Origin of the sequence: Enterobacter cloacae complex sp. IR53030 (assembly GCF_049238365.1) — a bacterium.
Classification (GTDB): domain Bacteria; phylum Pseudomonadota; class Gammaproteobacteria; order Enterobacterales; family Enterobacteriaceae; genus Enterobacter; species Enterobacter kobei.
Genome location: NZ_JBMKHA010000002.1, coordinates 331,024 through 353,922, shown reverse-complemented (window position 1 = coordinate 353,922; position 22,899 = coordinate 331,024). Strand labels below are relative to the sequence as shown.

At 54.8% G+C, this 22,899-nt stretch carries 34 protein-coding genes and 1 pseudogene; 19 read left to right on the top strand and 16 right to left on the bottom strand.

The genetic code is table 11. The features are described from left to right. Positions 1-151 precede the first annotated feature (151 nt). The 11 genes from ACOTXR_RS03510 to ACOTXR_RS03460 all read right to left on the bottom strand — a co-directional run bounded on the left by ACOTXR_RS03510 (position 152) and on the right by ACOTXR_RS03460 (position 8,110). Positions 152-610 carry a phage virion morphogenesis protein gene (locus tag ACOTXR_RS03510; RefSeq protein ID WP_110915264.1) on the bottom strand — a complete coding sequence of 153 codons (459 nt, stop codon included), beginning with the start codon at positions 608-610 and terminating at the stop codon, positions 152-154. 2 nt (positions 611-612) lie between these two features. Beyond that, the gene (locus ACOTXR_RS03505; protein ID WP_210763636.1) at positions 613-1,434 is read right to left on the bottom strand and encodes a phage minor head protein; all 822 of its coding nucleotides are present in this window, start codon (positions 1,432-1,434) and stop codon (positions 613-615) included. Further along, positions 1,415-2,911, bottom strand: a complete 1,497-nt coding sequence (locus ACOTXR_RS03500) for a DUF935 domain-containing protein (protein ID WP_110915266.1) — start codon at positions 2,909-2,911, stop codon at positions 1,415-1,417. The genes ACOTXR_RS03505 and ACOTXR_RS03500 overlap by 20 nt, the downstream gene beginning before the upstream one ends. Beyond that, positions 2,911-4,434: a hypothetical protein gene (locus ACOTXR_RS03495; protein ID WP_421766987.1), complete on the bottom strand. Its 1,524-nt coding sequence runs from the start codon at positions 4,432-4,434 to the stop codon at positions 2,911-2,913. Before ACOTXR_RS03495 ends, ACOTXR_RS03500 begins: the two co-directional genes overlap by 1 nt. Continuing rightward, positions 4,431-4,976, bottom strand: a complete 546-nt coding sequence (locus ACOTXR_RS03490; RefSeq protein ID WP_110915268.1) for a DUF3486 family protein — start codon at positions 4,974-4,976, stop codon at positions 4,431-4,433. The genes ACOTXR_RS03495 and ACOTXR_RS03490 overlap by 4 nt, the downstream gene beginning before the upstream one ends. Next, a complete protein-coding gene (locus tag ACOTXR_RS03485; protein ID WP_006122433.1) occupies positions 4,976-5,287 on the bottom strand; it encodes a hypothetical protein in 312 nt (103 codons plus the stop codon). The genes ACOTXR_RS03490 and ACOTXR_RS03485 overlap by 1 nt, the downstream gene beginning before the upstream one ends. Continuing rightward, positions 5,280-5,612, bottom strand: a complete 333-nt coding sequence (locus ACOTXR_RS03480) for a hypothetical protein (protein ID WP_058676526.1) — start codon at positions 5,610-5,612, stop codon at positions 5,280-5,282. The genes ACOTXR_RS03485 and ACOTXR_RS03480 overlap by 8 nt, the downstream gene beginning before the upstream one ends. Further along, on the bottom strand, positions 5,609-6,262 hold the full coding sequence (locus ACOTXR_RS03475) for a hypothetical protein (RefSeq protein WP_055311816.1): 654 nt from the start codon (positions 6,260-6,262) through the stop codon (positions 5,609-5,611). Before ACOTXR_RS03475 ends, ACOTXR_RS03480 begins: the two co-directional genes overlap by 4 nt. After that, a complete protein-coding gene (locus ACOTXR_RS03470; protein ID WP_421766986.1) occupies positions 6,252-6,974 on the bottom strand; it encodes a transglycosylase SLT domain-containing protein in 723 nt (240 codons plus the stop codon). Before ACOTXR_RS03470 ends, ACOTXR_RS03475 begins: the two co-directional genes overlap by 11 nt. Before the next feature lie 2 nt (positions 6,975-6,976). Further along, the gene (locus ACOTXR_RS03465) at positions 6,977-7,327 is read right to left on the bottom strand and encodes a putative holin (protein WP_110915269.1); all 351 of its coding nucleotides are present in this window, start codon (positions 7,325-7,327) and stop codon (positions 6,977-6,979) included. 354 nt (positions 7,328-7,681) lie between these two features. After that, entirely contained in the window at positions 7,682-8,110 is a 429-nt protein-coding gene (locus tag ACOTXR_RS03460; protein ID WP_236248913.1) for a DUF2441 domain-containing protein, read from the bottom strand. A gap of 420 nt (positions 8,111-8,530) precedes the next feature. Between ACOTXR_RS03460 and ACOTXR_RS03455 the strand changes: the two genes are divergently transcribed. After that, positions 8,531-9,301, top strand: coding sequence for a DNA adenine methylase (locus tag ACOTXR_RS03455; RefSeq protein ID WP_059514137.1), 771 nt, complete (start codon positions 8,531-8,533; stop codon positions 9,299-9,301). 50 nt (positions 9,302-9,351) lie between these two features. Here the strand turns inward: ACOTXR_RS03455 and ACOTXR_RS03450 are convergent, their stop codons facing one another. Together ACOTXR_RS03450 and ACOTXR_RS03445 are read right to left on the bottom strand one after the other, a co-directional pair. Next, the gene (locus ACOTXR_RS03450; protein ID WP_230201816.1) at positions 9,352-9,879 is read right to left on the bottom strand and encodes a hypothetical protein; all 528 of its coding nucleotides are present in this window, start codon (positions 9,877-9,879) and stop codon (positions 9,352-9,354) included. 41 nt (positions 9,880-9,920) lie between these two features. Next, entirely contained in the window at positions 9,921-10,331 is a 411-nt protein-coding gene (locus ACOTXR_RS03445) for a helix-turn-helix domain-containing protein (RefSeq protein WP_021544473.1), read from the bottom strand. Between the two features lie 88 nt (positions 10,332-10,419). Between ACOTXR_RS03445 and ACOTXR_RS03440 the strand changes: the two genes are divergently transcribed. The 15 genes from ACOTXR_RS03440 (at position 10,420) to ACOTXR_RS03370 (ending at position 18,317) form a co-directional block, all read left to right on the top strand. After that, positions 10,420-10,644, top strand: coding sequence for a hypothetical protein (locus tag ACOTXR_RS03440; RefSeq protein WP_001041677.1), 225 nt, complete (start codon positions 10,420-10,422; stop codon positions 10,642-10,644). Next, positions 10,641-10,946 (top strand): helix-turn-helix domain-containing protein, encoded by a 306-nt coding sequence (locus ACOTXR_RS03435; protein ID WP_421766985.1) that lies wholly within the window; start codon positions 10,641-10,643, stop codon positions 10,944-10,946. The genes ACOTXR_RS03440 and ACOTXR_RS03435 overlap by 4 nt, the downstream gene beginning before the upstream one ends. 9 nt (positions 10,947-10,955) lie before the next feature. Next, positions 10,956-11,864 (top strand): DUF3102 domain-containing protein, encoded by a 909-nt coding sequence (locus ACOTXR_RS03430; protein WP_110915270.1) that lies wholly within the window; start codon positions 10,956-10,958, stop codon positions 11,862-11,864. A gap of 3 nt (positions 11,865-11,867) precedes the next feature. After that, positions 11,868-13,637 (top strand): integrase catalytic domain-containing protein, encoded by a 1,770-nt coding sequence (locus tag ACOTXR_RS03425; protein WP_421766984.1) that lies wholly within the window; start codon positions 11,868-11,870, stop codon positions 13,635-13,637. A 10-nt stretch (positions 13,638-13,647) separates the two neighbouring features. After that, positions 13,648-14,805 carry an ExeA family protein gene (locus ACOTXR_RS03420; protein WP_421766983.1) on the top strand — a complete coding sequence of 386 codons (1,158 nt, stop codon included), beginning with the start codon at positions 13,648-13,650 and terminating at the stop codon, positions 14,803-14,805. A 2-nt stretch (positions 14,806-14,807) separates the two neighbouring features. Further along, positions 14,808-15,077 carry a hypothetical protein gene (locus ACOTXR_RS03415; protein WP_421766982.1) on the top strand — a complete coding sequence of 90 codons (270 nt, stop codon included), beginning with the start codon at positions 14,808-14,810 and terminating at the stop codon, positions 15,075-15,077. Positions 15,078-15,094: 17 nt separating this feature from the next. Further along, on the top strand, positions 15,095-15,706 hold the full coding sequence (locus tag ACOTXR_RS03410; protein WP_061494390.1) for a DUF3164 family protein: 612 nt from the start codon (positions 15,095-15,097) through the stop codon (positions 15,704-15,706). A gap of 78 nt (positions 15,707-15,784) precedes the next feature. Next, positions 15,785-15,973, top strand: coding sequence for a hypothetical protein (locus tag ACOTXR_RS03405; RefSeq protein WP_045621879.1), 189 nt, complete (start codon positions 15,785-15,787; stop codon positions 15,971-15,973). Beyond that, positions 15,970-16,266: a hypothetical protein gene (locus ACOTXR_RS03400; RefSeq protein WP_032636367.1), complete on the top strand. Its 297-nt coding sequence runs from the start codon at positions 15,970-15,972 to the stop codon at positions 16,264-16,266. The genes ACOTXR_RS03405 and ACOTXR_RS03400 overlap by 4 nt, the downstream gene beginning before the upstream one ends. Continuing rightward, positions 16,253-16,732, top strand: a complete 480-nt coding sequence (locus tag ACOTXR_RS03395) for a hypothetical protein (RefSeq protein WP_032636366.1) — start codon at positions 16,253-16,255, stop codon at positions 16,730-16,732. The genes ACOTXR_RS03400 and ACOTXR_RS03395 overlap by 14 nt, the downstream gene beginning before the upstream one ends. Next, positions 16,729-16,959 (top strand): hypothetical protein, encoded by a 231-nt coding sequence (locus ACOTXR_RS03390; RefSeq protein WP_032636365.1) that lies wholly within the window; start codon positions 16,729-16,731, stop codon positions 16,957-16,959. The genes ACOTXR_RS03395 and ACOTXR_RS03390 overlap by 4 nt, the downstream gene beginning before the upstream one ends. After that, complete coding sequence (locus ACOTXR_RS03385; protein WP_057517839.1) at positions 16,949-17,164, top strand: hypothetical protein; 216 nt, start codon at positions 16,949-16,951, stop codon at positions 17,162-17,164. The genes ACOTXR_RS03390 and ACOTXR_RS03385 overlap by 11 nt, the downstream gene beginning before the upstream one ends. After that, a complete protein-coding gene (locus ACOTXR_RS03380; protein ID WP_020803499.1) occupies positions 17,154-17,582 on the top strand; it encodes a gp16 family protein in 429 nt (142 codons plus the stop codon). Before ACOTXR_RS03385 ends, ACOTXR_RS03380 begins: the two co-directional genes overlap by 11 nt. Then, complete coding sequence (locus ACOTXR_RS03375; protein WP_020803523.1) at positions 17,579-17,968, top strand: Mor transcription activator family protein; 390 nt, start codon at positions 17,579-17,581, stop codon at positions 17,966-17,968. The genes ACOTXR_RS03380 and ACOTXR_RS03375 overlap by 4 nt, the downstream gene beginning before the upstream one ends. Positions 17,969-17,987: 19 nt before the next feature. Further along, on the top strand, positions 17,988-18,317 hold the full coding sequence (locus ACOTXR_RS03370; RefSeq protein WP_023304082.1) for a phage protein Gp27 family protein: 330 nt from the start codon (positions 17,988-17,990) through the stop codon (positions 18,315-18,317). Between the two features lie 138 nt (positions 18,318-18,455). Here the strand turns inward: ACOTXR_RS03370 and ACOTXR_RS03365 are convergent. Both ACOTXR_RS03365 and ACOTXR_RS03360 read right to left on the bottom strand, forming a co-directional pair. Beyond that, positions 18,456-18,734, bottom strand: a pseudogene (locus tag ACOTXR_RS03365) (glyoxalase); the annotation flags it as partial. Positions 18,735-18,816: 82 nt separating this feature from the next. After that, a complete protein-coding gene (locus ACOTXR_RS03360) occupies positions 18,817-19,974 on the bottom strand; it encodes an MFS transporter (RefSeq protein ID WP_058689991.1) in 1,158 nt (385 codons plus the stop codon). Positions 19,975-20,107: 133 nt separating this feature from the next. Here ACOTXR_RS03360 and ACOTXR_RS03355 point away from each other — a divergent pair, with 133 nt between their 5' ends. Together ACOTXR_RS03355 and ACOTXR_RS03350 are read left to right on the top strand one after the other, a co-directional pair. After that, positions 20,108-20,611 carry a MarR family winged helix-turn-helix transcriptional regulator gene (locus tag ACOTXR_RS03355; protein WP_058689992.1) on the top strand — a complete coding sequence of 168 codons (504 nt, stop codon included), beginning with the start codon at positions 20,108-20,110 and terminating at the stop codon, positions 20,609-20,611. Between the two features lie 54 nt (positions 20,612-20,665). Continuing rightward, positions 20,666-21,589 (top strand): LysR substrate-binding domain-containing protein, encoded by a 924-nt coding sequence (locus ACOTXR_RS03350; RefSeq protein WP_058689993.1) that lies wholly within the window; start codon positions 20,666-20,668, stop codon positions 21,587-21,589. 47 nt (positions 21,590-21,636) lie between these two features. On the opposite strand, the gene ACOTXR_RS03345 is transcribed toward ACOTXR_RS03350, so the two are convergent. Then, positions 21,637-22,107: a hypothetical protein gene (locus tag ACOTXR_RS03345; protein WP_014883726.1), complete on the bottom strand. Its 471-nt coding sequence runs from the start codon at positions 22,105-22,107 to the stop codon at positions 21,637-21,639. Positions 22,108-22,374: 267 nt separating this feature from the next. Between ACOTXR_RS03345 and ACOTXR_RS03340 the strand changes: the two genes are divergently transcribed. After that, complete coding sequence (locus tag ACOTXR_RS03340; protein ID WP_014883727.1) at positions 22,375-22,851, top strand: WbuC family cupin fold metalloprotein; 477 nt, start codon at positions 22,375-22,377, stop codon at positions 22,849-22,851. Positions 22,852-22,899 lie beyond the last annotated feature (48 nt).

Genomic DNA, 22,899 nt, shown 5'->3' with positions numbered 1-22,899 from the left:
TCTGCTTTAGAAAAAATCGGGGGTATCAGTACGGGGAATGTCATGCTGCAGGCGAATAGTGGTGCAAAGCGGGGGCTGTAAAGCCTTTATAAAGGTAATACAGCCCCTCAGCGGCTGGCAATGATAAATCACCCGCCTGCAGAGACAAAACTCAGCGACGGGCCGCTGCTTCAAGATGGCGGACAATCGTATCGAGGATGGGGACAACCACTTCAGGCTGCAGTTCACCACCCCCCGTCAGCGGCAGGAACGGACGGGCAGGAAGTTCAACGGACTCATTACGTCCCGTTTTACCACCGAACTGGTGAATTGGCCCATAAACGACGTTAGTGCCAACCGCTGCCTGCCGGTCGTCATGGTCGGTTGATACCGACCCCATCAGACGCCCGGTATCCTGCAGCGTTTGCCCGTCGCGCTCCTGCGCTGCCAGTGAGGGAGTCCACCCCGGACGCCCCTCATCGAGAAAGTTAAACTGCGTTTCCGCCAGCAGGGTTCCGGCGATTTTGCGCATTGCGGGTTCCAGGTCTGTGGCTGCAAGGTCCAGCGCACGGAGGCTCCGGCGCAGGGATTCATCGTTAATGGTGACATTGACCAGGTTATCGGAAGCCATCGTTATCCTCTCAGTTCCTGCTGTGCCAGCGGTTGAAGCGTACCCTGATAGCGGGCAAGGTCGGGACGGTATGCAGCCCCCGGCGCATAAGACCAGCCGACGTCGGTGGTCACCTTCGTGGTGCCGGTATTGAAGGTGGCGACGTTCTGCATCTCGCCTGTTTTCTCTGAAACCAGCTTCAGCTCCCATCCCATGGCTGAGCCAGAACCTGACACCTTCAGGCCACGGGCACGCACATCCGCCGCGCTCAGGGCAATCACGCCACAGCGGCAGCGCCAGCCGTTCGGTGGGTAGAACGCCTGCCAGAACGGGTCATCATAGCGCAGTACCAGACCATGCAGCGCCAGATGGCTCTTGCGGGTATGGCTGTCGTTGATGCCGGTATACATCCAGTACGGCCTGTCGTCGACGTTCTCCATCTGCTCAGCCCAGCGACCGGCGCTGTAGAGTACGGACATATTGGTGCGAAAGATGGTGTCGAGCCGCCACGGGCTGCCCTGCTGGATGGTGACCGGCTCGCCCGTTACCGGGTCGGTGGTGTCACGTGGCCCCCACCATCCCTTGCGCTGCAATTCTGGCTCCAGCTCCTTACGGAACCAGCGGTCTGTCTTCCCCTCATCCAGTGCCTGCTGAAGGCGGATGCGGATATCTTCCAGGATATCAAGGCGGGTCACTTTGGCGACGGTAAAGGCGCGGGCATGGGCATCCTGCCACATCTCCTCCCAGTCCCACGTGAAGCTATACCCTTTGGACTTCAGGTAACTGATAGCCCGTTTGGGGGGCAGCGTCATGCAGTACGCCAGTTCAGCCGTTGTCACGCTCATGCAGACGCCCCCAGACAGTTGCAACAAACATAATCCGTGCCAGCCGTTCCTGCAGGTCTTCAGCGTTCATCTGTGGGTACAACTCGGCCAGTTCGCCCAGCAGCTCAGACGGGTTGACGCCATCTTCAACCCGCTTAAACAGAGGAGCCAGTACGGGTTCCAGCGTGCCATTTAACGTGCCTCCGTTCATCAGAATATCCAGCGCGTCGTCCAGGGCCTGCTGTGCCTGAATATCGGCATCAATGGCCTCGGCAAATGACAGCGGCAGCATGTTCTTCTGGCGTTCTGACGGTGGTGTCTCGTCAATATCGCCGTCCTGCAGCTGGTACTCACGCTTGAAGTATTGCGGGGTGAAGACCACACCGGCGCGGCTGAGTTTCTCGTCGCGGGTTGCCTGGGTATCGTCGACCGTTCCCTGTTCCCACATCTTCCAGACGGGGCTGGCCACATCGCCAAAGTTCATTGATACCGCCATCCTGATAGCCTGATTCACCGCGCTTTCCACGATATCAGCGTCAGCGTCACGGATATCATCGGTGACCTCCAGTCCGGCCTGCGCGGAGGCGCGGTTACTGTTGGCCTCGGTGGTCTGGTTCTGCCCCAGCAGGGCGATGGAGATTTCACTGCGGGCAAGCGTTATCAGGTTCTGATAAATATCGCTGCTGTCGGCCTTGCCTGCTGCCTCCTTGATTTCGATAGAGGAATCGTCAGGGATAGCGGCCACCGCGTCTTCGACCATCGCCTCCATGGAATCCAGCAGCAGGTCAATCTCGCCCTGGGCCGTCCCGCGCGGATGCTTGCCGATGACCCACGGTGAGCCGTACTTCTCGGCAAAACGCACCCAGAATTTCATACCGCCTTTTTTGAATGTTACGGGCCAGAAGCACATCGACAAATCAGGGAAGCCATACGGGTTGTCGTAGGTCGCGTCCTGACGCGGTACCACGAACTTGTTCAGCGGTACCGGCTCGCCTTCCAGCCCGGCGTCCTTGGCGCGAAAGCGCAGCAGGTTGTCATTGTCGAACTGAAACCACTCTGGCGGCTTACCCACAATATCGGCAATGGCCCAGGATTTAACAGAACGCCCCCACATGATCTCACAGGGCTGATACCCGTAAAGAACGGCGTCGGTCATCTCGCCGATGATGCGGGACAAATCCAGATCATCGAGCATATCCCGGATAAAGCTGAATACCCGCGCCGGGGCATGACCGCGCTCAAGACCACGCTCCAGCGACTTGACCGCCGCCTTACGCCTGCGGATGCAGCCGCCGACCAGCGGGTCGGTACGCAGCTCGCGATAGATGCGTATATCCCGGCCCTGAGATTTAAGAATAGGGTCAGGGTTGGGCAGGTACATCCCCAGCCCGAAGAAGTCGATGGAGCGGCTGCGCGAGGCGATCTGCTCCGTCAGCGTTTTATTGGGTTCGGCAAATTTGACGAACTCACTGGGTGAAACCCAGAGTCCACGGGCCATCAGAATCCCTCCAGCATACGGGCAGACTGGCGACGACGGCGCGAACTCGCCTTCACCGGCCCTTTGTTTATTTCACGACTGGCAAAATACGCCAGCGCCACTGCAATAGCTGAGTCACCGTGGCGTTTACCACCGTCAGCCTTCGCGTTTGAGCGCTGCTCCGGCACGCGGGGGACACCATTCACCACCTGAACGGCCCGCAGGTCGTCCAGCGTGTCTTCATCCTTTGGTAAGTCCACCAGGTTACCGTCTTCCAGCGCAGCCTTGACCGGCGGCATATGTTCCCGGTACCAGCCTTCAGTTGGCATCACCTGCTTAACCCTGCTGGAGCCGTAGCGCTGCATGGCGTATTCAGCCAGATAGGCACCGTTACCACGGGCATCAAATGCTGCACCCAGCAGACCGGGCAGGCCGTCCATCAGATACCAGGTGATTTGCTCCTGCTGTTTGAACGGCACGTTGCGCAGCTCCAGTACGAACGGCACACGACGTACCAGGTTCTTCTCCTGCAGCAGGGGATAGTCCACCGACAGGTCACCACTGCGGCCAAAGTCGCGCCCCAGGAAAGAACGTGCGTCAGCCGGGAGCGCCTCCAGCAACGGTTTCAGATGCGTATCAAGCCAGTCCTGCGTCTCGCTCCAGCGGACATCGTCAGGCTTCAGCTCGTAGCCCTCCGGGCAGGTCAGGCGTAACACCTGTGTGCCAGCCGACATACGGGACTCAATCAGTGCGCGGGACAGCCAGGCTCCGCCACCGTTGGCCGGAACACAGTCAAGCTCCTCGGATGCACCGGCACCGTAGAATTTGTACACCGAGGCCATCCATGCCAGTTCTGCATCCGTTGACCATTCCCTTCCTGTGCGCAGGCAGACACGATGGAATAACCCCTCAGCGACGGCTTCTTTGAACGTGACGCGATGTACGCTGCCCCCCTGACGCCCGGCTCGTATGTCAGTGATCGTGATATTGAATTCATTATCATCACCATCATGGGTGGAGATAACCCGAACCTTACCGCCCCAGATAAGCATGGCCATCGCCGCTTTCAGCAGCTCTTTCAGGTTTTCATGGAACGCGGCCTCATCAATAACAATAACGCCCTGACGGCCACGAAGGTTAGAAGGTCGACTGGAGAGCGCAACGACACGAAGACCCGAGTCGGGAAACTTAATGGTGTAGGTCTTGATGTGCTTGTCTTCTTCGTCCTCTTCCCAGAATCCCTCTTCAATTTCGCTGGCCGCATAGTTGAACACCCGTGCCCACATGGCACACGCCTGGATATATTCGATGGTCATATCCTGGTTGTAGCCGATGTAATACACATTCATCCCGCCAGCAGCGATGGAGGATGCAGCAGTCAGCACATTATCGGACGCCTCTGCCCAGGTGATGCCGGTACGGCGACTCTTCTCCATGAACTTGACCGGGGATGGATCAGCAGCCCAGCGTTGCTGATAAGGCAGCAGAACGGGAGGCGCTTCATTAGCGGAGGTATCCGGTATTACCGGTGCAAGCTGGTTCATGTGGCAATCCCCAGAATTTCACGGCGCAGCGCCTGTACTGCCTCGGCTGAAAGGCCGCCCTTGCGGGCAATTTTCTCGGCGTTGCTGGCCGCCTGCTGTGCTCTGGCGCGGACTTCGGTCTGGAACTTTTTGAGGTTGACGGACGCGCGGGATAGCGTGGCCACGTTCTTTGCAACCTTTGACAGCAGCGCCACGCGCTCTTTAGGATCGACTTCGCCTTCTTCCGATTCCTGCAGCTGGACGATGCTCTCGAACAGCTCGGTCTGAATCAGGGCGATCACCGCCTCCGAACGTGCATCCTGATCGTCAGCCGCACCTTCGGTCAGCATGCGGGCCGCTTCGGTGGCTGCACGGATAGCGCCATAGCGGCGCTCAATCTTCTGGCCATATCGATGGATAGCCGATTTGCTGATGACGTAACCCTGCTCACGCAGCAGGGACTCCAGCTCGTTATACCCGCTGAAGCCGGATTCAGTCAGCGCCCGCTCAAGCCAGCGACGCACGTCTTCCGGCAGCTTTTCTATCGTGCTGCGTCTGGCCATCATTCACTCCAGTACTTTTCCGGGCGGGCGATGCCGGGGCCGCATTCCACGGTGTACTCAACCAGATCGACACCGAGGCGGGTCAGGTCGGCAAACCAGTCGCCGGAGGGTTTTTTCTCCAGATCAACCATTTTGCGATCAGCCAGATAATCCAGCTCACGGCGCAGTTCCAGCGGTGTGGTGTCCGGGTAGATGGCGCGGGACACGTCCAGCAGCAGCGTCTCGCTGGCGGTGTACGGGCGGGTTTTGTTCAGAGCAACCAGCAGACTCCAGCGCAGGGACTCCCGGCGCACGCGGGCGATATCAACCATTACGACCTCCTGTATGGCGGTACTGCTGTACCAGTTCCAGTTTGTTGTAGAGCGCGTCCAGCTTGGCCTCGATGACCGTCTGGCCCCGGATGTAATCCTCGCGGCGGACGTAGTTCAGCGGTAAATCCGCCTTAAACCGCATAAATTCTTTTTCCAGCTCGCCCCAGTTGGAGGCGGACTGTTGTAACGACTGCTCAAGGGAGGCGAACCGCGCCGCCTGACGCTCTTCCGCTTTACTGAACAGCCACTTGGCCATACCGCCGACAAAGCTCATGAAGGTGATGAGGAAACCCACCACCGTCCAGAATTCAACCTGCAACGTCATTTCTGTAATCCTTCCCGTTCGTCCAGCAGACTGTTTATCTGGCTGCGCCAGCTGCGGCACTGCTTCGCGTTGTCGATGATGTTGGCGAGGACGTCACGCTGAGAGACGCCTGAGTCGCGTAGCCAGGCGTCAGCGGTTTCAGGTTGCCCGGACGCTGCGCCAGTGCCGGTGCCAGCGGCGGCAGTTGCGTCTGAATGACCGGTGTCGACGGATGCGTTGTCATATCCGAGCGCGGCGTTGTACTGGCGCACGAAACCGCGAGTAAACACGCACTCAATGGGATGGCTCTTACCTTTTTCATCAATCCAGCGCTGTGTGACATCGTTAATTTGCCCCTGTAGTTGTTTGTTCTGGCTCTCCAGTTGAGCAATCTGCTCAAGGTAACTGGCTTCAGCCTGCTGCCCGGCGGCTACCTGCTCCTGATACCGTTTTGCCCATGCTCGCAACGCAGCGTTCTCAAGCGTTGCCTGCTCCGTTTTGTATGTGTCGAATGCTGACTGCAACTCACTGATCGCCTTATCGCCGTCGCGCGTGGCGTTTTCATGCCCGCTTTTGTAGCCCAGGTAATAAAGTCCAATCAGAAAAGCATTTATGAGCACTGCCAGCAGCAGACTGCGCCACGGCAGATTTTTTAGCAGGTTAGTCCACACAGCTGCCGCCCCCCCATGTCAGATAACGGGGGGCCAGTTCGTGCAGGATGCGCTGCGGATAATGACGGTTCTCCCGCCAGTTGGCAGTGCTGCGTCCGGCATTCACCGTGGCGACATGACCAAACCAGCGGGTGCTGTCCAGCCCCTGCTGCGAGGCCAGCCTCTTGTCCCGCTGTACCCAGCCCAGACCGCCGTTATAGCCCGACAACGTCATGGCCATACGCTCGCAGCCGTTGGCGGCGCTGACGCGCTGCCACAGCCAGCGGTCATAACTGACCAGCGCCCGGATGGCCCATGCCGGATTAAACGGCTCACGGCTGTTAAGCCCCGGCATCAGCTGGCTTATCCAGTCGGCGGTGGCGGGCATAAACTGGGCCAGCCCCTGAGCGCCAACCGGCGAGACCGCATCAGGTCGCCAGCCGCTCTCCTGATGCAGCTGCGCGGCGAAGTCGGCCACCGGCGCAGCCATTCCCCATTCAAGCCGGGCATTACGGATCACATCGTCGCGATACTGCAGCGCGGCCTGCGGTGGCTGGGCTGCGCGGGCCTGACTGAAGAAGCCGCCACACCAGAGCAACCAGGCAATCACCAGGTTGCCAGCGAGCGGCCACCAGAAGCTGTATTTATCGTTGCGTGGCTCGCCATGCTTGATGGCGGTTACGCCCAGACCAAAGGCCAGCAGGATGATGAGGGTGATTTGAGGCCAGTTCATGATTACAGCCCCATCGCTACGGCCAGACAGACTGCGGCAACAATCAGCGCACGGCGGATTAGCGCAGCGGAAAAGACCAGGTGAAGGCCAGTCTGGACGGGGAAGCGGCCATCAGCCATCAGCCTGTCATCGTGCTTCAGGTACTGACCGGGACGGGCTTTGGGGAAAAGCGAACGATCAAGCCAGTAGCCCAATACTGCCGCCAGCGTGATGAGTGACAGCTTGTAGACAACCACCGGCAGTTGCTGGGGCGATACAAGACCGATGGTGCCGAGCAGCAGCACTGAGGTCAGCAGCCAGCCGCTGAGACGTGGCTTTTTGACAGGGGGAATGATTTTTTTCAGGTTTTTCATGGGTGTCTCCTTGTTGTGTGGGAGACAGCATCACAAATGTGGCGGGATACGGATTTTAAAGCGCGTTATAAGTGTTCGCAGAGGGAAGCGGCCAGAATGGTGGCACACAAAACACAGGGGAGGCAAGCACGATGAATAAGACAGCGGCGACCGAACGTAAATCCGGCTATCTATTTGGGATCAGGATGGGGGAGAAAAACAAGATCTATACACTGAGCGTGGATGCCAGTTGCTTATCAGAAGCTATCTCGGAGTTAAAAGCCGCGCTGGCGGCTATAGAAGAAGGCCGAAGCCAATTCGCCAGCGGCGATAATAACATCATGATGATCGGCAATGTGGCAGCAACATTGCGCACTAAGCCGGTGACGGCTCCATCGGTTCCGGCACACGATGACCAAACACGACAGGTAGCGGAATCAGCAGTTCCCAGAACGGTTTTTCCTCTTCCTTACCTTTCTTAACGGGGGCTGGCTCCCCAGACCAGTAAAGGTGTGCCCGGTGGTAAAGCTCCAGCACCGGGCAATTACCATTTAGCAGATTCATATCACCACGGTGAACTGGCTCCCAGCTAAGAACCTCATATATTGGTGCTGTTAGTATGTTCTCATCACCACGCTCTTTGGCCAGTAGCGCTCTGAACTGCTTCACTTCATTCAACTGCTCACAGGCAAACAGAGACTGGTAGCGGGACGGCTTTTCAGGAAAGTGGCTGCGGCGAACCAGTTCGAATACCAGCCCAATCAACAGAGCTTTACCTTCGCCGTTATCGTCACCACCATCCATTATAGGCCCCGGATTATAGAGATAGTTTCGACCATGATTTGACAAACCATCCGGGTACATCTGATTAAGGAAATCAGCTAATTCAGGATGTTCAGGCGGGTAGTGCCCTAAAGACACGCGACATAATGGATACAAACTATTTGCAGAATCGAGCGTGTAATACTTTTCCAACGGAAGGTACATCCTTATCAAATCAGCTAAATGACGTGCTCTTATGCCACCATCCAGTAAACCGCATTAATAGCCGCCGAACATCCCAAAACCGCATCCTGACAGTGAAAGAACGACCAGCCCGGTGCTCGAACACCGGACTGGTCATCAACCCACAGATATGCGCTGTGAGCCGACCAGGGTTCAGTCAGTCTCGCGAGACCAGACTAGCCTGCCATATTTTCACTGATTGCAAAAGGCTTACGGATAATGAAAGAACAATCTTTACCCATCGTTCCATGGATTGGCGGCAAACGTCGTCTGGCTAAGCATATTCTGCCGCTGTTCCCGGCCCACACCTGCTATGTGGAGCCGTTCTGCGGGGCAGCTGCGCTCTATTTTCTCAAGACTCCCAGCAAGATCGAAGTCATTAACGATATCAACGGGGAACTGGTGAACCTCTATCGGGTGGTCAAGCATCATCTGGAAGAATTTGTCCGCCAGTTCAAATGGGCGCTGGTCAGCCGTCAGATTTACAAATGGTTGAAGGATACGCCGGAAGAAACGCTCACCGACATTCAGCGTGCGGCTAGGTTCTACTACCTGCAGAAACAAGCATTTGGAGGCAAGGTCGCGGATCACACATTCGGTACCTCTACAACCAGTGCGCCGCGCTTCAATTTGCTGCGTATTGAGGAAGAACTGTCGATGGCACACTTGCGCCTGTCGAGAACGCTGATAGAGCATCTGGACTGGCACCAGTGCATAGAACGATATGATCGCCCGCATACGCTATTCTACTGTGACCCACCGTACTGGGGAACGGAAGGCTACGGTGTGGAGTTCGGGCTGGAAAACTATGATCACATGGCAGATTTAGCGCGAAGGATCAAAGGGAAGATGATTATATCAGTGAACGATATCCCAGAAATGCGGCAGGCATTCAACGGTCTGAACATGCAGTCGGTTGATATCAGTTACAACCTTAAGGTAGCTGGCAAACCCAGCCCGAAGAAAGAGCTGGTAATTTGTAATTTTTGAAAGAGGTAGTTAAAGGTGGTGGTGGTGCATCTGCAGCACCACCTAAACATTTAATCCTGCCTTGGACAAGTCCAATAATCATTATCTGGCTCTGGTGAATAAGCTTTCAAACAGCCTGCACGCGGGGTCTTACCATCATCTGTCATAGGAACTTTTTCCTTATCAAGTTTCACGGTCAGGTCACCACCGGGAACATCCGTTTTATCGAAAAAAACAGCCTGACATGCTGATTTAGATATTTTCACTTCGTGGGCATTATTTGATATGAACAAATAACAATTATGACCAGAGGCTATGTAGTCACTTGGAATATTATTTTCGTCTTTAATATGAAACTGCACCGTTGTCACCGGGCGTTCGCTATCCTCGGATACTTCGATTTTTTCAAAACTGTCCGCGTACTTATCCAAGCCGGGGAGTTGTTGGCGAATAAAAGGTAATTCGCGATTTACAACCGGATTATCTGTTTCAACGCTAAAAACCGCGTGCTCCTTAGCTGTGGTTGACGTATCAGCAGGTTCGGTATTATCTCCACACCCAGATAAAACAAATATCAACGGTAAAAATAATTTGCGCATAGTCATGTCCTTATACCTCTAATGTTCTTAATAGGAACAGATTAACCCGTATTTTTTAATCTCTCGAACGCTGCGGACAGCTCCTTAAGCTGTTTTTCCATATCAATCATTCGCTGTTTTTCCTCAGCGCCTCGCAGCAACTCTTTTCGCACCTCTGGCTCCAGTTGGTTGAGCAGCTCCAATAACTTCAGATCAGACTGGTTGAAATGCTGCTCCTGATTAGCTGGCTGTGCTTTCTCTACCCCAACAGCTTCCCCTTTACCAGTAAGTAGCCAATCTATTGATATGTTCAAATGGGTGCTTAGCGCAACAAGAGCCTCTGCATTAGGTTCTCTTTCTCCACGCAGATAGTTTTGAAGTGAGCGATACGGAATTTTTGACAAGTCTGACAATGCCTTTATTGTCAAACCCTTAGCATCCATCGCTTCGCGCAATCTCTCTTTTATACTCATTTGAACATATCTCAATTTGACATACCCGTTTGGGTGCGTACAATAGACCCAATAGAGTACATCATAACCCAACAGGAACACGGTGCATATGAACAAACAACAAGTTCGGGCACGGCTGGTTGAAAGAGGCAGTAGCTTGCGCCAGTTCGCGCTTAACGCGGGCTATGAGCCACGAACAGTCACCCAGGCTGTCAGCCGCTGGGCAGGCAAAAGCGAACTTCCACGCGGTCGTTTGACTTATAGGATTTTACGAGACCTTTCGGTCGCAATAGGCAAAGAAGTTACCCCCGGCATCCTCAAGGAGGCGTCATGAGTAAACCAAATACATCAAGCTCAGGTACCCGTATTTTGCGTGTCCTTAAGGCTTTACGCGGTCACGCTCTGAACGGTGTTTCTAACGGTGAACTGGCATCGGCTCTGGGCGAGTCACCGGTGAATATCAATCGTGCGCTCAATACCCTTATCGAAGAAGGACTGGCCCTGAAACTGGATAACGGACGTTTTGCTCCTGGAGTCCAGCTCTTACAAATCGCCATGGCGCACAGTACCGAAATGGCGCGGGCACAGGATCGTATTAATGAAATCAACCAGCGCGTTATGGCTGGCAGTCGCTAAGGAGTTGAAATGGGACGCACAAAATCACAACCAGCTGAACTAATGGAAGACGCACCGCTGAGTGATGGCCTCAACGTTAGTCTTAATGCCATGACCGAACATCGCCTCGAAATCATGCAGCAGTTTGGTGATGGCCTGCCATATGAACGTGACCGCATCGTTCACGAGACACGCTTCTACATGGCTCAGAGTGCTGAAGCCATGCTGGAGGCTGGTAAGCGGCTGATTATCCTTAAAGAGAATGAGCCACATGGCGAGTTTGTTGAGATTGTCAGGGCGCATCTCGGCATTGAACCTCGCATTGCGCAAAAAATGGCGCAGGCCGCACTCAAATTTCTATCTCCAGAACTAGAGTCAAAAGCGAAAACGTTTTCGCTTTTAGGGCGCTCAAAGTTATACGAACTAATGCTGGAAGATGATGAAGAACTGGCTCAATTAGCAGATGGCGGCACAGTGGCAGGCCTGACGCTAGATGATGTTGATCGCATGTCGGTACGTGAGTTGCGCCAGTCTCTTCGCGAAGCCCGTGAAACCAACGCAGCACAACAGCGCGTGCTGGCCGACAAAAACGAAAAAATCGACTCGCTTTCCACAAAACTGGAGAAGAAATCCCGTATCCAGCCACCTAAGCCTGACGAAGAAGTGAAGAAGTTACGCGCGGAAGTGACGGCGTTAGCGGTTGAGGCGGAATCTGCCATCGCGGTTCGACTGTCCAGCGCCTTTGAGACCCTGTGCGCATACTGCGCTGAAAACATGATTGATACCCCCAGAGACTTTATGGCCGGTCTGGTCTGCCAGCTGGAAAGCACCGCGCGTAGCCTGCGCTCCACATTTGACCTGCCGGATGAGCCGACAGGTAACGCCGCCCCTTCATGGCTGACTGACCCGACGCCACAGATTAACGGGCAGGAGGCATAACCGATGAGTGCCGCCCTGACTGAACGACTGGTTTATGTTGCCCGTGCGGCACGTGACGCGGGGCATGGTAAGCGCGGTGCGATATACGACGCAGCCTGCGCTGAACTGGGCATGTCCCGCGCCACCCTGCTGCGCAAGCTGAAGGAGGTATCAGTGACTGACAAACGCAAAAAACGCGCCGATGCCGGGCGCAGCGCCCTGAGCCCCGACGAAGCCGCGCTGATATCCGCCACGCTACGCGAGGCCACCCGTAAGAACGGTAAGCGCCTGTATTCCATCGCGGATGCAGTGGAGACCCTGCGCTCAAACGGCTTTATCACTGCTGGCAGAATGGACGAGGCCACAGGCGAGTTTTTCCCGCTGTCCGAGGACACCATCAGCCGCGCCCTGCGGAACTATGGCCTGCACCCGGAACAGCTTGACGCACCGGCTCCGTCATCCGAGATGGCCAGCCTGCATCCCAATCACGTCTGGGAGATTGATGCCTCACTTTGTACGCTTTACTACCTGAGCAACGGGCATAAAGGGCTGCAGGTGATGGACAGCGCGAAGTTCTACAAGAACAAGCCTGCCAACATCGCCCGCATCGCCAGTGACCGCGTATGGAGTTATGAGATTACCGACCATACCAGCGGCTGGATTTACGTTGAGTACGTGATGGGCGCGGAGTCGGGTGAAAACCTTTGCTCTGTGCTTATCAACGCCATGCAGGAGCGCGGCGGCGCAGACGTACTGCACGGTGTGCCGAAAATACTCTATCTCGACCCCGGCTCGGCGAACACCGCTGGCATGACGAAAAACATGTGCCGCTCGCTTGGCATCGACCTGATAGCGCACAAGCCGCATAACGCACGCGCTACCGGGCAGGTGGAAAAGGCCCGTGACATTATCGAACGCAAGCTGGAGCCGGGTCTCAAGTTCCAGCCGGTTCACAGCCTGGAAGAACTGAACGCGCTGGCGGTGAAATGGCGCAGCCACTTTAACGCCACAGCAGTCCACAGCCGCCACGGTAAAACCCGCACGGATATCTGGCTGAAAATCACCGCAGAGCAGCTGAAGAAAGCGCCATCCGTTGAGGTATGCCGCGAACTGGCGGTGGCCGCGCCGGAAAGCCGCAAGGTCACATCAAAACTGCGTGTGCCGTTCCGGGGCACTGAGTTTGACGTATCAACGGTACCGGGCGTACTGGTTGGCGAAAAACTGATGATTACCCGTAACCCATGGCGCAGCGATGTGGCGCAGGTGGTACTGACCGGCGAGGACGGTCACGAGACGTTCTTCCTGGTTGAGGAGGTCAGAAAAAACGAGTTCGGCTTTGCCGAGAGCGCGGCGGTATTTGGCGAAAACTACAAAGCCCTGCCGGAGACCCCGGCGCAGACGGCAGCAAAAGAAATCGAAGAGCTGGTCACCGGCACGGATAACGCCGCCGATGCAGCTGCTGCACGCAAGGCGAAGGCGCTGCCGTTCGGCGGGCGACTTGACCCGTACAAACATATCGACGACACCACGCTTCCGGCCTATATGCCGAAGCGCGGTCAGGCTTCAGACGTGCGCGGGCCGCGTATTGAGCAGCGTCCGCTGACCCATGTGGAGGCCGCGAAAGCCCTGCGCGAGAAGTTCAGCGCTAACGGCCATACCTGGACGCCGGAACATTACCGCCAGTTAACGGCACAGTACCCGGACGGTGTACCTGAAACTGCGCTGGATGAAGTGATGGTCACCCTGACCACTCCTGCCCGTAGCAGCGTTATCAGCATCGTTAACGGTAACTGAGGAGGAAGGCATGCTGGTACTGAAGCAACAACTGAAAGAGGCCCGCATCCCGCAGGCGGTGGTGGCAAGAGCCGTCGCCGTCTCTGAGGCCACCCTGGCCCAGATTGTGAACCATAACGAATGGCCCCGAACCAGCCCGGAGGAGGTGCGCCAGCGTCTGGCGTCGTTTCTGGCAAGTAAGGGGATTGATACAGCGAAGAGTTTTGATGCTGCACAGGGCGCTGCCACGCCCCGTACAGCGGGTACTACCAACCTCAGTGAGGAAGAGAACATGTTACTTAAAAAGCAGGTGTTATTTCCAGCAACCAAAAAAGCGTTTGGCCTGTTCCGAGACCCGTTCGCCGATGAATCCATGCAGGGCGCGGACGATGTGTTCACCACGCCGGATATCCGCTACGTGCGTGAGGCGCTGTTCCAGACCGCCCGCCACGGTGGCTTTCTGGCGGTTATCGGTGAGTCCGGTGCGGGTAAATCCACGCTGCGCCGCGACCTGATTGAACGCGTCAACCGCGAGAATGCGCCGGTGATTGTTATTGAGCCATACATCATCGCCATGGAAGACAACGACGTAAAGGGCAAAACCCTGAAGGCGGCAGCTATCGCCGAGGCCATCATCAGCACCATCGCGCCACTGGAGAGCATCAAGCGCAGCCAGGATGCCCGCTTCCGCCAGTTGCACCGCGTCCTGAAGGACAGCAGCCAGGCGGGCTTCAGCCACGTTCTGGTGATTGAGGAAGCCCACAGTCTGCCCATTCCGACCCTGAAGCACCTCAAACGCTTCTTTGAGCTGGAATCGGGCTTCAAAAAACTGCTGTCCATCGTGCTGATTGGCCAGCCTGAGCTGGCGGACAAACTGTCCGAACGCAACATGGAAGTCCGTGAGGTCGTCCAGCGCTGCGAGGTGGTTGAACTACTGCCGCTGGACAACAGCCTGGAAGAGTTTCTGGCGTTCAAACTGCAACGCGCCGGTAAGCAGCTGGCCGACATCATGGACGCCAGCGCAGTGGAAGCCATCCGCGCCCGCCTGAGCAATCTGGGCAGTAACCGTAAAAGCATGGTCAGCCTGCTGTATCCGCTGGCCGTCAGTAACCTGGTGATAGCAGCCATGAATCTGGCCGCTGAAATCGGGGTTCCGCAGGTCAACGCCGACGTCGTCAAGGGGGTTTAATCATGAAATCCATCGCCGATATCAATCAACAGATGAGTAAGGTGCAGTCCGCCATTATGGCGCTCAACGCCATGAACACTACCGTGCAGAGCGTCATGATTGCGGGTAGTAAGCCGGTTATCCGTATCGCCCGCAACAGGCACTGTGCCCGCCTGCTGGAGCAGGGCAAAGCGAGTTATACCCATGTTGGCCATGACGGCTCAGGGCGCTTTCGTCAGGGCGTCTTTGAGTTGCATGGCTGCCGTATTACCTGGTCAGAGTCATTACATTAACCATAAGGTGAACAGAGATGAGCGAAGTAAATAAAGAAGACTACATGAAAGACCGCAAGGGGCGTCTGGTGCCGGTTGACCAGGTTTCTGACTATGACCTCGCGATGGATTCTTTCGTTAAAGAACAGGTTGCCGCCGCGAAAGTTAAACGCAATGAACTCAGCGACTTCAAGCGTCGTGCCTTTGACGAGTGCTATGCCTGGCTTGACCTTGTGGCCGAGAAGTACGGCAGAACGCGTGGCGGTGCCAAAGGCAACGTGACCTTCAGCAGCTTCGACGGTGCTCAGCAGATCACCATCCGCGTGCAGGAAACCCTGACCTTCGGGCCAGAGCTGCAGATTGCCAAAAACCTGATAGACGAGTGCGTCACCGAGTGGTCGGAAGGCGCGAACGCCAACCTGCGGGCCATCATCAGCGATGCTTTCCAGGTGGACAAAGAGGGCCAGCTTAATACCGGACGTATTCTTTCCCTGCGCCGCGTCAAGATTCAGGACGAGCGCTGGAACCGTGCTATGGAGGCCATATCGGAATCACTGCAAGTGGCAATGTCCAAAACCTATATTAATTTCCGGGAGAAAGATAAACACGGGAAGCTAATTAATATCCCGTTAGATATCGCTGCCATTTAATTTTAATTCAATTTCTTTTTATTTCGGCGTCAGCGCTGTGGGTTTCTGCACGCCGAAAACAGCATTAAGGAATAAAACATGTCCATCAAATGTACCAACTGCCAGAAAGGTATCACCACCCTGAAGTTCAGCGACGCCAGCGTCATTACCTCCGGTAAGTACCGTGTGCCAGCCGTCCTCATCACGCTGGTATGCCCTCACTGCAGCCAGCATTACTACGTGGAAGTCCCTGCCATGGAGTTCATCCCCTGCGAGGCGAAAAAATGAAAGGCATGAAATTATATAACCGCTCCACTATTTATAGCCTGGCCCTGAAAACCTTCGGCCCTGAAGCACAGGCGCTGAAGCTGATGGAAGAAGCCGCCGAACTGGCCGCTGCTGCCGCCCGCAACATGAATGGCCTGGGCAGTGAAGTTGACCTGGCTGGCGAACTGGCCGACGTTGAAATCATGATTGAACAGTTCCGCCTCAACGGGATGGGCCTGATGATTGACTATCATAAGCAGCAAAAGCTGGAACGCCTCGCCGAACGTCTGGGGGTGACTTATGCCACAGAATAATAAGCTAACTGAAGAACGTCTGCTCTTTATCTATCAAAGCCTGAAGCGCTGGGCCGATCATGATGCCGTATTAAACAGCTATATCAGCGGTCAAAAGATAGACCCAATATTTCATGACTGCGTTGTAGCACTGGCTGAGTTGTTAGATCACCGCAAATCAGGTACGTCTGAACCTGTTTCATTCGATGCGCTCAACGCAGCAGTAGCAGAGGTTACTGGCGGCAACCAGCACGCCTGGAATGGTAATATTTACAAGGGCCATCAGGAAGTTCCATTTATCAATTACAACTCACTATCGCGCATTGTTGAGAAATTCAGGGCTGCACAGCCGCCAGTGCCGGAAGAGATTATGCCAGACCACGATAACACCTATGACTATGTAAACGGCTGGAACAACTGTCGTGCTGCAATGCTTCGTCACCAGCCAGTGAACGAACAGGAACAGTGGAAGCTGGGGGCTAAATGATGAAGTTCTTACGCAAGAAGAAAGCATCAAAACCATGCCGTACTACTGCTAAATATCTTTTTGCTCGCGCCTTTTTTAAGAACGTAAGGCCTGGGATTCAAATTGGTGTTATTGCAGGACGCGAGCAAGTTAAAAATTACATGTCAGGTGCATGGTGGAATAACAACCCGATTATTACGGCCCGTAATATTCATATCAACTGGGGCGGGATTCATTATGATCGCTGAAACTATTGTTTGTGCCCTGTTCTGGTATGGTTTTGTGGGCTGGTGTACTGCTGAATTGCACCGGCGCTCTGGGTTTTATTCACGTTACACCGGAGCCAGTCATTGGATCAGTTGGGCCGTTATGTTCCTGTGCTGGCCTGTAGCGCTTCCTTTATATGTCGATTATATCGGTGGCGCAGGTAAAAGGAGCGACGATGATGACTAAGCAGCGTCTTATTCAACTCATCCATATTGCCCGCAATGACCTCCAGATGGATGAGGACACCTACCGCCAGATGCTACAGGGGCTGACCGGCAAAGCCTCAACCAAAGGGATGGATACCCCACAGCTAAACCGCGTGCTGGAATCCATGAAAAATAAAGGCTTTCGCATTAAGCCTGCCGGGAAAGCCAAGTCCGGCTTACCGCTGGATAGTCATCCGCAGTCAAAGAAAATCCGTGCGCTATGGCTTGAAATGGCTGCCGCAGGCATCGTCCGAGACAGTTCAGAGCAGGCGCTGGCGCTGTGGGTTAAACGGGAAACAGGCATCAGCGCGTTACGCTGGCTCAGCAATGAGCAGGCAAGTAGCGTGATTGAGAAACTGAAGAAGTGGCAGCGCAGAGCTGCGGGAGTGAAGCAATGAGCGACCTGAATCAGTTTCGTAGTAAAGGGCCGGAACTGTTGGTAGAACTGGCACAGCATACCTCTGAGACCGTCCGCGAGATTATTGATATCGAACCCGCAGTTGCCGACCAGATTGGTCAGGCCGTCGCGAACCGCATGATGCAGGTCTGGGGTGGGCAAAACGTCTATTTTCCGATGGGCATGGTCTGGAAGGTCAGTCAGCGCGACCGGGAAATCTTCCTGGAGTTTGACGGACGCAACCATCACGAACTGGCCCGCAAATTCGGTGTTTCACTACAGTGGGTTTACAGCGTGGTGAAGCGGGTCAGAAAAGAAGAATTGGATCGGATGCAGGGCAAACTGTTTGATGGTGACTCTGATTCAGAGAAGGTGGAAAATAGCTAAGCTATTTATAGGAGGACAGATGGCCAGACCAAGCAATATTGATAAACTGCCAGAGGATGTTCGTGCCGAGCTTCATAGCGAATTATCGCGCACAAACTTCACCGGTTATGAATGGCTCTCGCTCTGGTTAGCCGATAAAGGTTACAGCGTATCGAAGTCAGCCATTCAGCGTTATGCTGTCGCGAATAAAAATGAAATTCTGGGCCTACAGCAAGAGAGTCGATTCCATCAGGCACAGCTTCGACTTAATGCGCTTGGTGTAGCGGCAACAATTTCACCAGGAAAAGACCTTGGAAGTTTGAAGAATGATGCAGATGCACTACTAAAATGGGCGTTGTTTGGTTACTGAATGAGTGGGGGGCATCGTCCCCCTTAATTTTCATATACTGTAAATGAATTACATAACCTTTTGTTTGTTTCTTCCCATCACGTACCATAAAGTCCCATTTATCTTACGGTACCCCCTATATTTATCTCACGTCTAATCATCGTACTCAACCCATCCTTGCGGTATCGGGTGCTCAGCGGGCCATTGTTCTTCTCCAAAGCAGGACATTGCCGCCTGTGTAAGCGGCCAGACGGCGAAATGCTTCACGCCTTTCAACTGGCCCACTTCTGCGAGCAGATAATCACTGTTCCCCTCCATCGGCTTAAGCGGAAGGCCGAGTGTATGGATATAAAACGCGGCGCTGGACGCTGTATCCCGTGAAATGGGCCCGAACCCAGCGACAAATAAAACATCAATTCCCGGTAAAGCTTGCGGCATATCCCCTCCTGTATGACGTAACACTTACGCTGAATTTATCTTACGACCAGTTGAAATACGAGTCTCAATTCTGGCATCGCTTTCACCGTGTCCGCACGTTCTCGACGGGTTTAAACTTCAACGCGATAACGATCAGCAGCACCACTCCCGCACTCATCACCAGCCAGGCGCTGGTCAATGAAACCGCACTGTCGCGAACAATCCCCGCGATTAACGGCATCAGCGCGGCAATCATATATCCGCCCCCCTGAACTCTGGAGAGTAACTTCCCGGCCTCAGCGGGCGTGCGGGCGTGATCGAACGTGACGATGAGCGACAGTGGGAAAAGGGCGCCGATCCCTGTGCCAAGCAGCAATGTGGATACTACCGGCGTTGTACCCGGTGCAAAGACCAGACACAGTAATCCTGCCAGCAGTAGCGAGAGCACAGCGATCAGCGGCACACGGCGGTCAGGGCATTTACCAATCAGCGCGGAGACGGCAAACCCGGCGACCACTTCGGTCAATGTCAGCCAGGCCAGCATATAGCCACTGCTGCGTGCGGACCATCCCGCCTGGATATAGAGTGGGGGCAACCAGGCTAAAACCAGCGTGTAGGCGCCAGTTCCCACACCGAAAAAGAGCAACAGTAGTCCTGTCCGGGAGGAGGAGAGCGTCACGGTTTCGTGTCCCGTTTTTTCTTGCTGAGGGCGCTTAATGAGGGCCAGCCACAGCATCAGGGCAAGCAGCGCTAATACGCCTGCCATCGCCAGCGCGGGCTTCAGCGTGAGCCATGAAAACAACGGCTCGGCACTGGCGGCGGCTAATGCCGCGCCGGCCATAATGCCCGTGCTGAAGAGCGACATCACCGTGCTGGCCGTTTGCGTATAGTCCTTTTTTATCAGGGCAGGCATTAACGCCTGGATCACGCCTATGCTGGCCCCACCCAGTAACGCAGTACCCATAAGGCTCGCCAGTGTGGCACTAAAACCTCGTAATAAACAGGCCGCAAGCAGGATGAAGAGTCCGAACGCGATCCCCCGGACGGCGCCGATCCTGGCTAAAAGCCAGGGGCCGCATAAGGCGGCCAGGCCCATCATCGCGACCGGCAGGGTGGTCAGCAGGCTGAATTCCGTGGCCGACAGCCCAACTTCATGCTGCAGCACGGAGAACAAGGGGCCGACAGAAGCCAGGACAGGGCGCAGGTTCAACCCGACGATAAAAGCAATAACGGCGAAGAGTAAAGGTGACGTACGTTTCAACGTGGAATCCTTTTCGATTGTGTACGGCCAGGGCAAAATGCCACAAGCATTTATCTTAACGTTAAGATAAAATCCTTTTTTGTGTAAGATGTAGCGCACAACACGATAAATACCCACTCAACACGGGGGGAAAATGAAAGACCATGTAGATTTTGTTGTCGACCAGTGGCGTCGTGCCATGCCTGAGCTGGACGTCTCGTCGATGAAAATTTTTGGACGAATGCTCAGGCTGATAAAGCATCTGGCAAAAGCGCGCGCGCAGGCCATGGCGCAGTTTGGTTTTCGCGAGGGGGAGTTTGACGTCCTCGCCACGCTGCGTCGCGCCGGTGAGCCTTACTGCCTTTCGCCCACGCAGCTGTACAAAGCGTTGCTGATTACGTCCGGGGCGATGACGAACCGGCTCAGCCATCTTGAACAGCAGGGGCTTATCAGGCGAATCGCCGACCCGAAGGATAAGCGCAGCACGCTCGTGAGCCTGACGTCCAGCGGGAAGGATCATATTGAACAGGCGTTGCTCGTTCACACGGAAACGCAAAATGCAGTATTGAGACATTTATCTGGTATGCAACATGCGCAGCTTGAATCCCTGCTCAGGGAATTACTGCTGACGTTTCCGACTGAGGAACGGGGTGAATAGTCCCCGGGTGCCGATAAAAAAGCTACATGATTCAACCTCATCGAAAGGTAAAATATGTCATTACCGCCACTGTACGCGCTACGCGCGTTTGAAGTCGCCGCGCGGCTGAACTCCTTCAGCAAAGCCGCTGAAACCCTGAATATTACGCCGGGAGCGGTCAGCAGGCATGTCAGGACGCTTGAATTGTGGTTTGACTGCGAGCTTTTCAAACGGCAGGGGCCGAGAGTGGAGGTCAATGAAGCCGGACGTATTCTGGCCGGACAGCTTGGCGAAAGCTTCTCGAATATGGAGTGGGCATGCCGGGCATTCAAAAGTGAAAATCACCTTCTGCGCCTTAAAGCTCCCAGCCCCCTTACGATGAGATGGCTCCTGAATGTGCTTAAATCTTTCCGCGAAAACCATGCGAAGCCTAAAATCGAAATCGCCAGCGTCTGGATGGACTTCGATACCGTTGACTTCAGCCGTGAGCCATACGATTGCGCGATCCTCCTCGGTAATGGCTATTTCGGCGAGTCAACAGAAAGCCGGTTGCTCTTCAGTGAATGGCTCATTCCGGTTTGTCCCCCGTCTTTGCTTGAATCTGCCCGGCACCAGCTTGCTCAGTGCGATCTTATTCATCCCTCACCGGACAGACGGGACTGGAAACGCTGGTTGAAAAGGACAGGGTTATTCCCCGGGCTCGACATGAGCGGCGGGCTTGTGTTCGACACCCTGGAGCAGGGCAGCCTTGCGGCCATGCACGGTCACGGTGTGGCGATGGCTGACCTTCGACTCACGCTGGACGCGCTAAAAAGTGGCCTGCTCGCACTGCCCTTCAGGGAAGCGATAGCAACCGGGGATGGCTACTATCTTGTCTGGCCGAAAAATTCGCTCAGAAGACAGAGTATTGAACGTTTGCTGGCGTGGCTTAACCTTAACGCGCCTGTGGTGCCTTCTTTGAATATCGTCTGTCTTGATTACGATGATAATCAGGTTTAATAAATAGCGGAATATTAATTGTGGGATATTCCGCATCCTGAACGTATTTATGCGTAGGGAATATTCGCCATCTTTTTATATCTTTCCGGCAGGGCGCTGTTCAGGCTAAGTAATTTATCCAGAATATAAAGCGCAGGCGTCCCCTTTGCGCGCTCTGCGTCGATCAGCGCCGTGCGTAACAGATTGGCAGCCGAGGTCATGTCACGGAAATACTCCTCCGATTCACGCGTTTGATCTTCGCCCGACGCGGCGTTACGCACCTTTGGCCACTCCGCAAAGTCAAGCAGCGGAAGGATCCCATCTTCTTTTGGTAAATGCGCTGAGAGCAACTCTTCGGCGTTACCCGGATTGCTTTGGGCGAAAGCCAAAAGATGCAGTCGATGGATGAAAGGCGATAGCGCTTCTGAGCTTTCCTTTTCTGCTGAAAGTAACGTTATCAACTCATGCACATTTGCATTGAGGCTATATTTATGAGGCGAGATAATATTCAATACAGGGAATAAAGCATCGAGTGTCATAGCTGCTCCATACAGGCTTAATATTATTTATTTTTTCTATCCCAGGGATGAATGGATGGTATTGCAGGGCTATCGCTTTTGAAAAACGATAAATAGTGGGAATAAATGTGAGTTTTACTCAACGTTGCGCTTTGGAGTGCGATCACGCACATCCTCACGCTGCAGCGTTTTGTTTCACAAACGCCATCGCTCATCGACCGTCCAGAATGGTATAACGTCGTGCGGCTAAAGGGTGGCCGCCCGCTGACTCCATTCACAAAGGTGTATATGAAACAAATTACGTTCAGTGACCTGCAGCAACAAAGCGAGCAGGCTGCCAATTCTCCTCGCTTACGCGCGCACCGCAATTTACATCCCGAACTGAGCGACCCGGTACAACGCCTGGCTATCGCGATGGAGCCAGGTACCTATGTTCGCCCTCATCGCCACCCGCACACGTTTGAACTGCTGACGGCTCTGAGCGGTCGCTTTCTGGTGTTGAATTTTGATGACAGCGGTAACGTGACCCAGCGCGTGGTGTTAGGTGAAGACTGCAAAGTGCTGGAGATGGATGCCGGTACCTGGCATGCCGTGCTGTCGCTGGATAAAGGCGGCGTCATTTTTGAGGTGAAACACGGCGGCTATCAGCCTGTTCCGGAGCACGATACCGCTCCATGGTCACCGGCTGAGAACGCGCCCGGTAGTGCGGAGCTGATGAAATGGTACGCTCAGGCACAGGTGGGTGATGGAGGTTTTACCCTGTAATTTTCTCTACTTTTCCCGACGCGCGGAAAGGCACGCCGGGATAGAGAG